The organism is Occallatibacter sp. (assembly GCF_049802275.1).
Lineage (GTDB): Bacteria > Acidobacteriota > Terriglobia > Terriglobales > Acidobacteriaceae > Telmatobacter.
Genome location: NZ_JBARMD010000048.1, coordinates 1 through 14,317 on the forward strand (window position 1 = coordinate 1; position 14,317 = coordinate 14,317).

Genomic DNA, 14,317 nt, shown 5'->3' on the forward strand with positions numbered 1-14,317 from the left:
CACCAAATGTGAGCTTTCACGAGATTTGCAACGGCATTCGCGATACGGCCAGCAAGACTCCGGCGAACCCCGAAAATCATGGCCCTCCCCGAAAGACCGTACATGGGTTCCCCTCCGGTCGCTGGCATCGGAATCAGCGCGTTGTAAAAGACCGGAAGCTTAATGCCTTGGTATTTCTCAGTTGCAACCAGGCCGGCTGGGAGGATATTGGGCTCCCCAGCCGGCGCTGGCAGTTTCAAACGAAGCAGTGAAAACTTACCGGGCAGCGCAAGCGCTACTTCCGAATTCGGAGAAATTCGATTTAACGCCGGCGCCGGGATGAAGACGCGAACCACTCTTGCTTCGTCTGCAATTCGCAGCAGCGGTTGTCCGTATCCAACATCCTGATCCAGAAGCAGCGCAGGATTCTCACTCACTACCGTGCCATCGGCTGGGGACGTGAGATCAAGCGACGATTGTGCCTCGTTGGCAAGGCCAGTCATCCTCCGTGCAGCGACCTGCTGAGCGGCCGCGGTTCCAATGCTTTGCCCCTGAATCTGCGAATCAAATGTCTTGAATCGAGCATTCCTGGTTTCTGCGAGCGCGGCGGATCGCATCGCTGCCGCCGCATAGCTAGTCATGTGAATCAAGGCTTCTCCGGCACGGACCTTCTGGCCCTCTTTCACGAGAACGGCGTCAATCCGCCCCGGGATCGCCGCGCAAATTGTGTGCGATTCCACAGGCTCAATCACAAAAAAAGCGTCCTCCCGGTCGCGCCAAAGGGGGACAAAAAGCAGGGCAATCAACCCGAGCACCGACAGGGCATAGACAGGTCGCCACCGGAATTGTGATTTGATATTCCGTTCCCAGCTTTCCGTCATCACACGGCGTAGCGAGCGCAATCGGGAGCGATACAACACAAAGGCCAGAGCGAGCGCAGGAAGAATGGCCCATTCCGCGAACCATCGCGACCCGAGCCTGTAGGAAAAACGAACAACGATGAAAAGCAGGGTATAGCTGTAGAGCCCGGATGCGATGCAGTAAATCGTAAAGAGAGCGACGCGCCGGCGCGGCACAACCGGGACATCGACCGGCAGGCGCAGCACTTTGGCCTGCACCCAGTTCGACAAGAACGCCGTGGATCGTTCCTTCAGATCGGGGATCTCGATGATCTCGGTGAGCAGATAATAGCCATCCAGCTTGATCAGCGGGTTGAGGTTGATGACCACGGCAGCGAATCCCGTCAGCAGAATGAACTCATACATGAGACTGTGGAACCATCCTCCTGCCGGCGCCTGCAGCCAGAAAATCATTGCAATCGCACATAGCACCAGTTCAATCCAGATCCCGGCAATGATGGTTGCGACCCGCTGCACCTTTGTCCCGGAGACCCAGCTCTCCGTCACGTCTACAAAGAAGCAGGGCACAAGGTACAGGAACATAAGCCCCATGCTGTGGACTTGCCCGCCGTAGTGCTTGCAGGTAAGCCCATGCGCACTTTCATGCATAAACCCCACGATCAGGATCAGAACCCAGAACCGCGCGAATTCGACAAAGCTCTTCTGTCCGAAGTTGAAGAACAACGCTGTATCCGGCCCTATGGAATGCCAATTGTTAACCACGACCAGAGCTTCAAATGCAAACAGAAGCAGGGCGGTCAGTACGCACCAGCGGCTGTAAATAAAGTGGCCCGCTGCTCCATCAAGCCAGTCAAGATAGCGATCCGGATCCCAGGCCGAAAAACTGATGTGCGCGAAGTTGATCTTTGATTCTGAGCGCCTTCCGCGCTGGGCCAGGAGCTTGTCGCGCATGGCCAGGTTTTTTTCCAGGTGCGTCTCATATGTGAGGCCGGCGTCATCCAACTGTTCGGCAAACTCTCGAATTTGCTCGGTCCCAACGGCAGTCCCGATCTGACTCGAATAAATCTCGGCGACCTCTTCGTACGACCTCTGGCCATCGAACAACCGCGCGAGCTCCCACTGTGCCGGGCTAAAGCGATAGTAGTTGTTCCTCCCTCGCTGTAGAACTCCGATCACCGGTTCGTCATCGAGGACTGTTTCGTGGGTGACCAGGTCGGGGTCGAGTTGCGGCGGGCGACTGCGTGACAGTCGCTCCCGCGGGATCTCAGGAAGTGCCGCATCGAGAGCTTCGGCAAGATTCATGGCGCCAGCCGCACCTGCATGGTCATTCCCGGCTTGAGCAGCGGCGACGGATGAACCACGCCGCCAATCACCTGGATGCTGCCGCTGGCAGGGTCAACCACCGGACTCACGCGCACGATGCGCCCCGGTTGATGGAGCCCGGGATAATCGGCCGTCGTCAGTTCCAGCGGCTTCCCTGTAATGAAAGCCCCCATCGCGGTTTCGGGCACGGTAAACAGCACCTGCAGAGGCGCTTCAGCGGTGATCCAGAAGAGCACATCTCCGGGCTTTACCTCCTGGGCGGGACGTACAGAACTGCGCCCCACGACGCCTGCAAACGGCGCCACAATCCGCGATTGCTCCAGTTGCAGCTTGGCGGTGCCCAGGTCGGCATCAGCGGCAGCCGCCTCTTCCCGGAAGCGTGTGACCTCGGCAATCGTTTCGTCGACACGATATTTCGCGTGCTCCCAATTTTCTTCGCTGATGATCTTTGCATCACGCATAGCTTCAGCGCGGCGCAAATCGGCCTCCGCCGTCTGTTGCTCGGATTGCCATTCAAGAAGCTGCGCCTGGACCGACGCCATCCGCGCCCGCTGCGATTCGCACGCCGACCGCAGAGTGCGATCGTCGAGCTGGGCGAGAAGCTGGCCTGTTTTCACATGATCGCCGATACGGACATCGATGCTTACGATCCGGCCGTTTCGTTCTGCGGCGATGTCTGCCTGTTGCTCGGCAACCAATGGACCGCTGGTCGAAAATGATTTCGGGTCCACAGCTTCCGAAAGGGGAACAGTCCCAGCTTCGGGAGCAGCTTTCGGCGCCGGAACACTCGCCGAGGGCGCGGCGGCGCTTGCGTCTACCGCCGCGGGATGGGAATCGCAACCAGCGCAGAAAAACGCCATCGCGGCAGCCGTAATCGCGACCGACCAATGTAAGCGAACCCGGCGGCGAAATGCGTTTGCCATACGTCTACCACCCAATCCAATTCCAAAGTATTTGCCAGGCCCACAATGCCGGACGCCGCAGCAGCACATATCCGGCGGGTTTCCAACCGAGAGAAATCTTCGCCCGGCCGGTCATTCCGGCACGCAAGGTTGCGTCTGCGTTCGAGAGCGGAACTTCAGCGGTAAACGTCCGATCGCCGTCTCCGGCCTTCGCCTCCGGACTCACCACTGACACCGCTCCGCGCCACGTCCGTTGGGGATAACTGTCGAGTTTGATGGCAACACGCTCGCCCGCACTCATCAACACCGTATCCTGTTCGGGAATTGAAATCTGCAGGAGCGCAGAGGAGAGATCCAGCACTTGTGCGAAGGCATTGCCGGCATCCAGGTGTTTGCCTGCGACGTTTTGCAAATCCGGCGTCACTACGATGCCGTCAATCGGCGAACGCAGCTTCGCGTCATCGACCCGGGTGCGGGCACGAACGACTTCCGCGTGCAAAAACTCCGCCTGTTCGCGGTCGGCGCCCGACTGTGCTGCGCCGCGCGCAAGATCATTCTGCATCACCAGCATCGCCTGCTGGTATTTCGCTTCAGTCGATGCAAGCTCGGCGCGCCACTGCCAGTCGTTCATCGCACCCAGCACGTCACCCTGTGCCACGCGCTGTCCTTCGTGTGCGTAAACCGATGTGATGTTGCCATCTACGGGCGCGGCAATCGTCACCAGGTGCTGGGGCGCCACCACGGCGTCTCCAGTAATGCGCATCGGCAGGGGCAAAAAGCACAGAAGCAGCGCGCATCCGAACAAGACGCCGAAGGTCATCCATCGGGTCCGCCGGTCGTTCAGCAGCACCTGCTTCTTTTTCATCATCGGCTCGATCAAGCTGATCAGCGGCACGTCGCGATAGAGCATCGCATTGCGAATGGCAACTGTAGCCTGGGCCGCCAGGATCTTGATCATCTCGATGTGCGGTACGTCGAGAAAATCTACGTCGCTGCTCTCGTAAATCAGCATGCCAACCCGACCCTGGTCGTCGGCCAGCGGCATGGCGTAAACGGCGCGATAGCCCGTGGCGGCAAAGTACTCTGCAACCGGCCCCGGAATCTCCTGGTGCTCGCCGTTATCGTCCGCTTTACGCAGATGCACCAGTTCCGTTTGTGAGGCGAGCCATCGCATCAACTGATTCAGCCGCTCCACGGTAATGTCGCCCAGCGGCAGCGTTGCCATGCCCGACACAGCCTTCAGTTGCAGCTTCCCGCGCTGATCGAGTGCAATGGCGCAACGCTCGTAAGGGAGAACATGCTGCGGGCTGTTGGCGATGATTCCCAGCAGGCGATCGAGGCGCAGCGTCGAGGTGATCTCGCCGCTCACATGCACCAGCGCCTTCAGGATCTCCAGCTTCCGCTCGGCATGCATCAGGCTCGCATTCTTGAGCGCGTTGGCGATGGTCTCCGCCATCGACATCATCAGGAATTGATCGTCGTCGTCGAATACGCCATCTTCTTTGTTGATGGCCTCCAGCACGCCTATCTCTGCTTCGTCCTGCATCAACGGAACCACGAGCGCATTGGTCACCGGTGTTGCGTCCAAGTCGGGATCCAGGTGGGCATTGCGTGAGGTCAGTCGCTCGTCTTTGGCATCGGCGATCAGCAGCGCTTCGCCCTCTTCGGCCATATCTGCCACGTAGCCTTCGCCTGGCACCTGCGTCATGCCCGTTTCAACAGTGGAGTCATCTCCGTGCGTCGAAACCAGGCGCAGAATATCCCCGTCAAACATCCAAAGATGAATCGCCTGGCATGGCAACATCGCTGCTGCCTTCACGGGTATTAGAGCCGTGACTGCTTCCAACTCGAGCGTTGCGTTGAGAGATTTCTCAAGGTCGTAGAGCTGCGACATCCGGTGCACGGAATCAAGCAGATCCTGCCGCTGTGCCTCGCTGCTTTCGGACGCGAGAATTGCTGTTGAACCCAGCTGGACTATCTGCGCAATCGCCTGCAGGTCCTGCAGCCTCGGAGTTCCGGAGAAGGTAAGGATCTCCGCCGCTCCGATCAGTTCTTCTCCCTGGAGCAAGGGAATGTATGCGATCGACGAGACAGATCGGGAGATCTGTAGATGCGAGTAGTCCTCACGCAGAATTTCCGCGCCCGCATAAATCAGCGTCTCAGGCGACTCAAGAACCAACGGGGCCATTAGCCGGTTGCCGGATCCCGTCGACGCCGGTTGTGGTGACACGTCTCCGGCGAGGCCGATCACGGTCCAAGCGTTCTCAAGATCCTCACTATTGAATCTGTGAACCGCGCATGCACAGTTTTGCAGTTGCGCAACAATGGCCGCCGCAAGTACTGAAGCCCGCATGACCGCGTCCGGCGCGGCAAGAAGCTGCGCACCGACTTCGAGAGCAGCGTCATTTACTGGAGAGATCATTGGGTTTCGGATAATCCGGCAAAACTCTTCTTGACAAGGGAAGTTGCGCTATTAATTCTCAGGTAGTTGAGGTTGGAGATTAACAAGTCTCAATCTCGGTGTAAAGCAAAAATTCGCTTGAAGAATGGGGAGCTGTGGACCTGGATATCAAAGAATCTGGCGCTGTTTGCGTGCTCAAATTGAAAGGCCGTCTGACTAGCGGAGAGGCTGTCAGTCAGTTTGAAACTGCGTTTCAGCAAACCCTGGCCAGCGGACATATTTTCCTGGTTCTCGATCTTGAAGCCCTTCCCTACATCGATTCCTCCGGGATCGGTTCTGTTGTCAACGCGCTTCGCCAAGCCAACAAACTTGGTGGCACAGTCAAACTGATCAACCCCTCGTCGTTCGTTTCCAAAACATTCAAGATGGTTGGCATCTTACCGCTCTTCGGCGTCTATGATTCCGAGACTGATGCCGTCGCCGCATGCGGCGCCTGAGAGGTTCAGTTCTCGCTGAATTCGCCGAGAGGCAATGGATGGCTGAAGAGATATCCCTGGAATGAATGGCAGCCCAGCTTCGCCAGGAAGGCGCGCTGCTCCTCTGTTTCCACGCCTTCGGCGATAACCGACAGGCCCATGGCCTTGCCAAAGGAAATGATGGCCTGCGCTACCGCACCGCTTATCGGGTCCTTCAGGATGTCGTTCACGAACGCGCGTTCGATTTTGATCTGGTCCAGCGGCAGGCGCTTCAGATACGTCATCGACGAATAGCCTGTTCCAAAGTCCTCCAGCGAGAATCGCACCCCGTGCGCTTTCAGCTTGGTCATTCTTGCGATTACGTCCTCGACGTTTTCGCCGAACATGCTTTCGCTCAGCTCGATCTTCAGGTTGTTGGGGTTGGCGCCGGTTCGTTCGAGGGCGGCTAATACGTGATCCACAAACTTTGGCTGACGGAACTCGCGTGCGCTAACATTCACCGCGATCGACAGATGCGCGCCCTCTTTGCGTGCTGCCCATGCCGCAATCTGATTGCAGGCGGTTTCCAGGACCCAACTGCCCAGGGGAAAGATCAGTCCTGTTTCTTCTGCAAGGGGAACGAATTCCTCCGGTGTCACAAGTCCGCGCGTCGGGTGGTTCCACCGAATCAGCGCTTCAGCGCCCGTTAACAGGCCGCGATCCAACTGTGGCTGGTAATACAGCGAAAACTGATTGGCGCGGATTGCCGCTCGCAGATCCCTCTCAAGGGCGACGCGCGCGTTCACCGACGCCTGCAACGCCGGCGCAAAGAAGAACATCGCGTTCCGTCCCGCGGCCTTGGCCTGGTACATCGCGATGTCCGCCTGCTGCAGCACCTCGTTGGTACTCTCGCTCTGGTTGCCGAATACGGTGATCCCCATGCTTGAAGTGGTGTGGCACTCGCGCCCTTCGAGCAAAAAGGGCTGGTCAATCGCGGCCAGAATCTTTCCACCCACGGTGCGTGCCTGGGCGGCGGCAATTTCCGCCACCTGGCTCAGGTCCTCGAGAATGATGACGAACTCGTCGCCGCCCAGCCGTGCGACGGTATCCACTTCGCGAACGCAACCAGCGATCCGGCGCGCCGTCTCCTGCAGCAGCAGATCGCCGATGTGATGGCCCAGCGTGTCGTTCAGTGACTTGAATCCATCGAGGTCAACGAACAGCAAGGCATGCTTGCTGCCGCTTCGTATGCTCGAGATGAGGGCCTGGCGCAGCCGCTCCCACAGCAGACGGCGATTTGGCAATCCGGTCAGCGTGTCGTAGAAGGCCAGGTTGCGAATCTTCTCCTCGTCGGCCTTGGCGGCCGAAACATCGCGGATATAGGAGATGACGCAGGATTCGCCGTCAAAATCGGCATAAGAAGCTGAAAGCTGACCCCAGAAGACCTCGCCGTTCTTGCGCCGCAGCCGGACCTCCAGGTCGCGGCAGCCTCCTCGTTCATGCAGCCCATCGGCCACCCTGAGGCTGTCGTCCTCATCCGCCCAGATATCCAGTTCCAGAGAGGTACGGCCGATCACCTCTTCGCGGCTGAATTGCAGGGTGTCAAGCAGGGCTTGATTGACCTCGACAACTTTGCCGTCCTCACCGCGTGCAATCAATACTCCATCCGGACTCGTCTCGAACAGGGTTCGAAAGCGGTCTTCCTTCGCCGGCGCGGCCTCAGGAGCGGAGGTGGTCAATGCGCTCTCCGCGCTCTTGCGGTCATGAATGGCTTCGACATGTGCCAACAGGTGAGAAGGCCAGCCCTCGCGATCGCGCAGAAGCGATACGGTCAGCTTGGCCCACGTCACAGTTCCCTCTTTGCGGATCAGCCGGATTTCGAGACTCAGGGCGTCGCTGGCTCCGGTCCATAGCCTCTGAAACGCAGTGAGGCACTGCGCGCCATCCTCGTCCGGCGTGATCTCCTGGATCATCAGGCCGCGGACTTCTTCGCGCGGGTAGCCGATGATTTCAGCAAACTCTGCGTTGCAGCGGAGGATATGGCCCTCCGGGGTGGCGTGAACAATTCCCACCGTAGCCTGCTCAGGGAAACTCCGGCTCTCTAAAGTAGGCTTATCGGACATTGAGGCTTGCCGTTCTGAAAAGCTAATGTGCTCGAATTGTATAGCTCGTGAACTTGTTTTCAATGACTTGACCCCAACCCAATCCAGGAAAAACCGAGCAAATCGTCACCTGATGCAAGCACCACCGTAATCACACAACCGCACTCCTTTGCGTCAGGGGCGACGTATGGTGGGCGGTATGACTGCCTTATCTCTTACGCTGTACCCCACCTCTCCTGCACCTGAGTTAAACCACTGGCCAGAAACAATGCCAAACATGGTTCCCCATAACTCGAGGCAAGAAAGCGGTGTGATCCGATGGAATAAATATATAATACGCATGAATTTACCTGCCCAATTTATGCACTGGTTCGATTGCCTGAATTTCAGACACGTTTCCGGTTTGCTGTCGTCCGAAAGACCTGCTGATCGCCCTGAAGTATTCAGTTGGAACGAAAGAAATTCGCTGAGGCACGCAAATAACACTTCGGTGTGAACTTGATGCATCCGCGAAGCACTTGTCATCGGGACTCTTGAATGATCCTTGTTAAAGAGCCATCCAGATATGGCTTTTCTGGGGACGTAACAAAGCGCGATAGGTACTGCAGACGCTTCAGGGCACTCCTTCCTGGATTACTTCTGTGCGTACTTTTGATCGGCTGGCGGTGTTCTCTCGCTCAAAACAGCAAGCCGACTGCGGTCTCTCCCCAGGTTCCCAAGGAAGCCCCACCAGCCGATTTCAAGATTCCGCTCATCACGGAACCACTGCGTCTCTCAGATTTTTCCGGCATGAAACCGAGTCCGGGACTGAAAGACCGGCTGGCGAAGATAACGGGATTCATTCAAAACGCGCCGAACGACGGCGAACCCGCCACGCAGCAAACCGATGTCTGGGTGGCCCATACCAAGTCAACCCTCTACTTCGTGTTCATCTGTCACGATGACCGCCCCGGTGCGATTCGCAGCCACCTCTCCCGCCGGGAGAACATCGCCGGCGACGACACCGTTTCCGTGCTGCTTGATCCCTTCCAGGACCGGCGGAGGGGGGTGCTCTTTTCCGTCAATCCGGCAGGCGTGCAGGCCGATGCCGCCTGGACTGATACCTCGAGCGTGGACTACACCAGCGATTCGGACTATAGCTACGACCAGGTCTGGGACTCCGAGGCACGCATAACTTCCAGTGGCTGGATCGCGTTGATTGCGATTCCATTCCGCAGCCTTCGGTTTCGCACCACCGCATCGGACTGGGGTGTGGTCTTCTCCCGCAATCTTCCGCGCAACAGCGAAATGGATTTCTGGCCCATTGTTTCGACAAGGACCTCCGGCGTACTAAGCCAGGAGGCCACCATGCACGGGATTGAAGGAGTCACGGGTTCCCACAACCTGCAACTCAATCCCTATGCGCTCGGCCAGAACGAAAAGGAACTGATCAATATCGATCCGCTGAACCCCTATTGGAGCTCACGAGCTCTGGAAGGCACGGGCGGGGGGGAAGCCAAGCTCATCATCAAAGACAGCATTGTGCTCGACGGGACCATCAATCCTGATTTCAGCGATGTGGAATCGGATCAGCCCCAGTTCACCGTGAACCAGCGCTACCCCGTGTATTTTCCCGAGCTCAGACCCTTCTTTCTGGAGAATGCCAACTACTTCAGCACGCCGATCGACCTCGTCTATACGCGCAATATCGTGCACCCCGAATACGGTATTCGGCTGACCGGCAAAATCGGCGGCACAAACCTCGGCTTCTTCGCCATTGACGATCGCGAACCGGGCGAAACCTATCCACCGGACAATCCGCTGTATCTTGAGCGAGCCAAATACTTCGTAGGCCGTATCTCAGAAGACCTGGGAAAGAACTCGAGCATCGGGCTCATCTACACCGACCAGGAATTCGGAGGCGGATGGAATCGCGTTGGCGGGCTAGACTTCACGGCACATCTGAACAAGAACTGGACGGCGAACGGCCAAATGGTCGCAAGCTCGACCCAGGGGCCGAATGACCCAGCGAATCCGCCCACGTACTCTGCCGGGCCAGCCAGCCAGCTGGAAGTCCAGCGCGCCGGGCATTCCTTCGATTTCGATAACATCTTCAAGGACTACAGCAGCGGCTTTCAAACGCAGCTCGGATTCATTCCCACCACCAATCTCTACAGCAATCAAACGCACGCCACTTACATCTGGTATCCGAAGAAGAGCTCGGTTCAGAGCGCTGGTATTGACGGATTCTCGCTTGTCGGGTGGGACCATCAGGGCAACCGTCTCTATCACTACTTCACCTTCGCTCCTTACATCACCCTGCCGCGTCAGTTCCAAATTGCGCCGCAGGTCGGCGAAAACTCCGATACCGTTGGCCCGCAGGACGGATATCCCCTCGATCACAATGTGAATTTCACTGAGAACTTTGGCGGAGCGGTGGTGCACGGGGCACCCTGGTCGCAGTTGAACTTCACCATCATCGGGTTGCGCACCGGCAACGTGAATTACAACCCCGTCGCAGGAGGCGTGCCATCCCTGCTGAATGCCGAGCTGGTGCAGGCACTGATCACGCTTCAGCCTGTCAGGCGGCTTACAGCAGACAATACCTATCTGCTCGACCGGGATCATGCGGCTGACAATGGCGCGTTCGTCTATGAAAACCAGGTCTTTCGCACCAAGATCAACTATCAGTTCACGCGCTCCATTTCCGCCCGCGTCATCGCGGAGTACGACTCAACGCTGGCCAACCCCGCCGAAACGTCTCTGCAACGGACAAAACAGATCCAGACGCAGGCCCTGTTCACCTGGCTTCCTCATCCCGGGACCGTGGTCTACGTCGGATACAACAACAATATTCAAAACCTCGACAGGTCGCTCTGCAACCGCGAGCCAAACGGGGCATGCAATCCGGCAGAGCCAGTTCCCCCCACATCCGTCGACTATCTGAATACCGGCAAGCAAATCTTCGTGAAGATCTCGTATCTATTCCGCTTCTGATGTGCCACAAGCGCAAATCGAGCCTTGAAAGATCGGGCCATTAGCACTGTCAGAACCGAAGCAAATTAAGCCGTAGGAAGGAAGCCGCAGATTGAGTTCCCAAAGGGTATCGCTTCAGAAGTGTCGTAAACGACCACTTCTTCGGATGGTGTCTGAAACAACCTAGCGCTTGCTAAAGGGCATCGAGTCGATTTAATTCCTAAAGTTGTGCCGTTGGGCAAGCGGGGATCGGTTGCACTGTTGCCTGCTTGGAATGATCATCCCGATCACGCATGTTCTGTGAGTGGGTAATATGTGGTGATGAGCAGTAAGACAGCAGCGGAGAAGCGGTTCGACGAGATACTGCGGCGGATGTTGGGGTCGAAGCCATTATCGCGGTCTGAGATCAGCGCGAGGATTCAGGCGCGGCACAAGGCCGCGAGGATCAAGAAGTAAGTTGGCTTGTGTTTAGAACCGCAACGAGCTTCTTGTACGGTAATGGAGTTCGACTTACCATGCTGGCCAGCGCCATCTCGAAGATCGAAGCCTGCATGCTGCGCCGGTTGTACCTCCAGCAGAACTCGCGCATGTAGCGGCCCAGGTGCCAGGGACTGAGCTTGTGATAGTTGCCGACGATGGCACGCTTGAAGAGTGAAAACGCATTTTCGGCTGTCTGCGTAGTTGCGCCAGACGCGCTCCGCCAATTCCTTGGCGTGATTTCCTCGTGAGCGTTTCTCTCTGGGGATGAGACACTTGTAAGTGGGATTGCCATCGGTGACAACTTCCTTGGTGTCCTCGGCGAGTTTGGCATCCAGCACCGGCTTGATGGCCTCGAATTTGCGATTGGACATCGATTCCAGATGTACCCGCCCGTTGCGCTCGGCCAGTCCAATCACCATGGTTTTATGGGCCTTGGCCACCTTGGAGCCCTTATGGCGAAGGCGGCCGCCAATATAGGCTTCATCGATCTCCACCGTGGTGTCGGGATCTCCCAGTTGAATGTCTCTGGCTTCCCGCATGGCTTCGCGGATCCGGTGAGCCACATACCAGGCCGTCTTATAGGTCATGCCGATGTGGCGTCCAAGCTGGCTGGCTGAAATGCCTTTCTTGGCATCGCTCATCAAAGAGATTGCGGCGAACCATTTCGTCAGAGGCAGATGTGAATCATGAAATAAGGTTCCGGTTGTTGCGCTGAACTGGAACTTGCAGGAAGCACACTGAAACAAGCGCCGCGGCCCGCCGGTCTTGTTCGTGGAATCGATCGGCCAGCACTTACTGTGATCGCACGCCACGCAGCGAACGCCCTTCGGCCAGCGTGTCCTGACTAAGTGATCCAGTGCAGCCTTTTCCGTTGGAAACCGGCGCGTCAGAGAGTAAAGATTCATCGCATCCCTCGCCTTTATGCATCATCTCGCTAAATAATACATGTGTCAAAGGGATAATCATTCTACTTGAGCAACACCCCGGCGCGAGCCGTTGTCCAATATATAGTCAACTTCTGGGTGGTCCACCATATATCCAGATCGCTCCTCTTCGAGCCTATAGATCGCGGCTGCCTTCAGTGACAGGAACTGGGAGGCATGTTCAAATCTATGTGGATTCCGAAGTTCAGATTTGTTTGATTTGTTCTTGGTGTCACGCCCTATGCGCGTAGCTCTGATCACGACTTTTGCCGCCACCCGTAAAGAACCGCTGGTGGAGATGATGAACCGGGTTCACCAGGGATTTCTGGATGCGGGGCTGGGCGAGCCCGCAATCCGGTTCAGTCTGGGGGATGGTCTTCTGGGTGGCGTTTCTGCTGTTGATCGGGTGCTCAAGCGTCATCCAGAACTGGAGCGATTCCTGACACAAACAGAACCGCAGCTTGCCGCCCTCACTGGTGCACGACGGATAACAAACCAGCCAGACACCGCTGGAGCGCTTGAGCCGGTGCCATACTCCACGCTCCAAGCCATTGCCGCCGGAGTTCCTCGTTCCTACCCGTTCAGCAATGCCGCTTTTCATTTTCATGCGTCGGAATTTGGGGAACTTGTTCCGACACTCACCTCACCGCCTGGACTACGCACAGGCGTGTCGCTCATTGATAGGTGGTGGGTCAATGGGCGCAATCGTTCTCTCTCTGCGTGTACGGTGATTGAGGCCGAGTTCGGAGACCGAAAGCTGCCGATGCCGGCTAAAGCGGTGGCAACGGTGATGGCGGCATGTGGGAAGGTTCGAAAGACTGTGCAGGCCCCGCTCGCGGAAAATCCGTTGCCCGGCCCGGTTCCAGCTGTTCGACTGTCCTCCGGCGTGGCGATCGCGAGTTCCAATCCCGAAGCTGCGGTCGCTGTACATCAAATCGCTAAGGGCTATCGCGAGCGCATTTCCGAAATTGTGTTGCAGGCGCGATTGCCCCACGATCTGCCGGGTCAAGCAGAGATTCCTCACGAGCTGCAATCGGTTAGCAATGCCGGGCCGAAGAAACCCCAACTGGACCGCGTCTTCAAGCCCATGGGCTATAGCTGCCGCGGAGGTTCGGGAAGCTTTACTTTGCAGCGCCGTACGCCGGCGAATTTCACGGTCGAGGTCTACGTGGATGTTGGCACCTGGAGTCACAGAATGCTTGCCATCTACAAGGTTTGGGGAATGGGCTGGAAGGCGACTGTGTCGATTCCGCCTACAGCGAGAGCTGTTGCACAGGCGCAGTATCCAATTGGCGATGCTGAGAATTGGCGGAAGATCGTGGAAAATCTCGGCGCCCTTGTCGCTGACCTGGACCGTACCCTGGTGAACGAGATTGAAGCTGCGGTCGGCGCCTCCCCGGACTGGTACAAGCCCGAAAGCTGATCGAAAGCACAAGCCGATTGCCAGGCGAAGAAACGTCAAAGGGAAGAGTGATTTCATAAAAGCGTCGGCTCCTTCGCAAGCCTGAGCGCAGTTGGCAGTTGCTGACTGACCAAGGGCTCGAGGAGGAAGGAGCCGGACGCGTGGGACCATTATAAGTCTGCTTCGTTGCGGCTTACACTTTCATCAGTTGCTGACGACCAAGGCTCGGGAGAAAGGAGCCGAACATGTTGATAGTTGGTTGTGATTATCACCCGAGTTTTCAGCAGATCGCGTGGGTAGATACCGAAAGCGGTGAGTGTGGTGAACAGCCGTTGATGCACAGCAATGGAGAAGCAGAGAGGTTCTACCGGAAGTTGAAAGAGCAAAGAGTGAAGGTGCGCGTGGGGATCGAAGCCACGGGACACTCGCGCTGGTTTGAACGTCTGCTTGCGGAGTTGGGACACGAGCTCTGGGTTGGCGATGCGGCAGAGATCAAGGCCAAGCGGGTGCGCAAGCAAAAGAACGACCGTGAAGA

At 57.3% G+C, this 14,317-nt stretch carries 9 protein-coding genes; 4 read left to right on the forward strand and 5 right to left on the reverse strand.

The window, feature by feature from the left end; all coding sequences use genetic code 11:
- The 3 genes from WA354_RS01525 to WA354_RS01535 all read right to left on the reverse strand — a co-directional run.
- Window positions 1-2,141 (reverse strand): hypothetical protein (locus WA354_RS01525; RefSeq protein ID WP_472811245.1); only part of this gene is annotated, 2,141 nt, incomplete at its 3' end.
- On the reverse strand, window positions 2,138-3,085 hold the full coding sequence (locus WA354_RS01530; protein ID WP_472811246.1) for an efflux RND transporter periplasmic adaptor subunit: 948 nt from the start codon (window positions 3,083-3,085) through the stop codon (window positions 2,138-2,140). The genes WA354_RS01530 and WA354_RS01525, both read right to left, overlap by 4 nt.
- 4 nt (window positions 3,086-3,089) lie before the next feature.
- Entirely contained in the window at window positions 3,090-5,486 is a 2,397-nt protein-coding gene (locus WA354_RS01535) for a GAF domain-containing protein (RefSeq protein ID WP_472811247.1), read from the reverse strand.
- A gap of 134 nt (window positions 5,487-5,620) precedes the next feature.
- Here WA354_RS01535 and WA354_RS01540 point away from each other — a divergent pair, with 134 nt between their 5' ends.
- A complete protein-coding gene (locus WA354_RS01540) occupies window positions 5,621-5,962 on the forward strand; it encodes an STAS domain-containing protein (RefSeq protein ID WP_472811248.1) in 342 nt (113 codons plus the stop codon).
- Between the two features lie 5 nt (window positions 5,963-5,967).
- Here WA354_RS01540 and WA354_RS01545 read toward each other — a convergent pair whose 3' ends face one another.
- A complete protein-coding gene (locus WA354_RS01545) occupies window positions 5,968-8,043 on the reverse strand; it encodes a putative bifunctional diguanylate cyclase/phosphodiesterase (RefSeq protein ID WP_472811249.1) in 2,076 nt (691 codons plus the stop codon).
- Between the two features lie 768 nt (window positions 8,044-8,811).
- Between WA354_RS01545 and WA354_RS01550 the strand changes: the two genes are divergently transcribed.
- On the forward strand, window positions 8,812-10,998 hold the full coding sequence (locus WA354_RS01550; RefSeq protein WP_472811250.1) for a carbohydrate binding family 9 domain-containing protein: 2,187 nt from the start codon (window positions 8,812-8,814) through the stop codon (window positions 10,996-10,998).
- Window positions 10,999-11,396: 398 nt separating this feature from the next.
- Here the strand turns inward: WA354_RS01550 and WA354_RS01555 are convergent, their stop codons facing one another.
- Window positions 11,397-12,362 (reverse strand): IS1595 family transposase, encoded by a 966-nt coding sequence (locus WA354_RS01555; protein WP_472811251.1) that lies wholly within the window; start codon window positions 12,360-12,362, stop codon window positions 11,397-11,399.
- Between the two features lie 259 nt (window positions 12,363-12,621).
- Between WA354_RS01555 and WA354_RS01560 the strand changes: the two genes are divergently transcribed.
- Both WA354_RS01560 and WA354_RS01565 read left to right on the forward strand, forming a co-directional pair.
- Window positions 12,622-13,803 carry a hypothetical protein gene (locus WA354_RS01560; RefSeq protein ID WP_472811252.1) on the forward strand — a complete coding sequence of 394 codons (1,182 nt, stop codon included), beginning with the start codon at window positions 12,622-12,624 and terminating at the stop codon, window positions 13,801-13,803.
- 224 nt (window positions 13,804-14,027) lie between these two features.
- Window positions 14,028-14,317: hypothetical protein (locus WA354_RS01565; protein WP_472811253.1), on the forward strand; the 290-nt coding region annotated here is incomplete at its 3' end.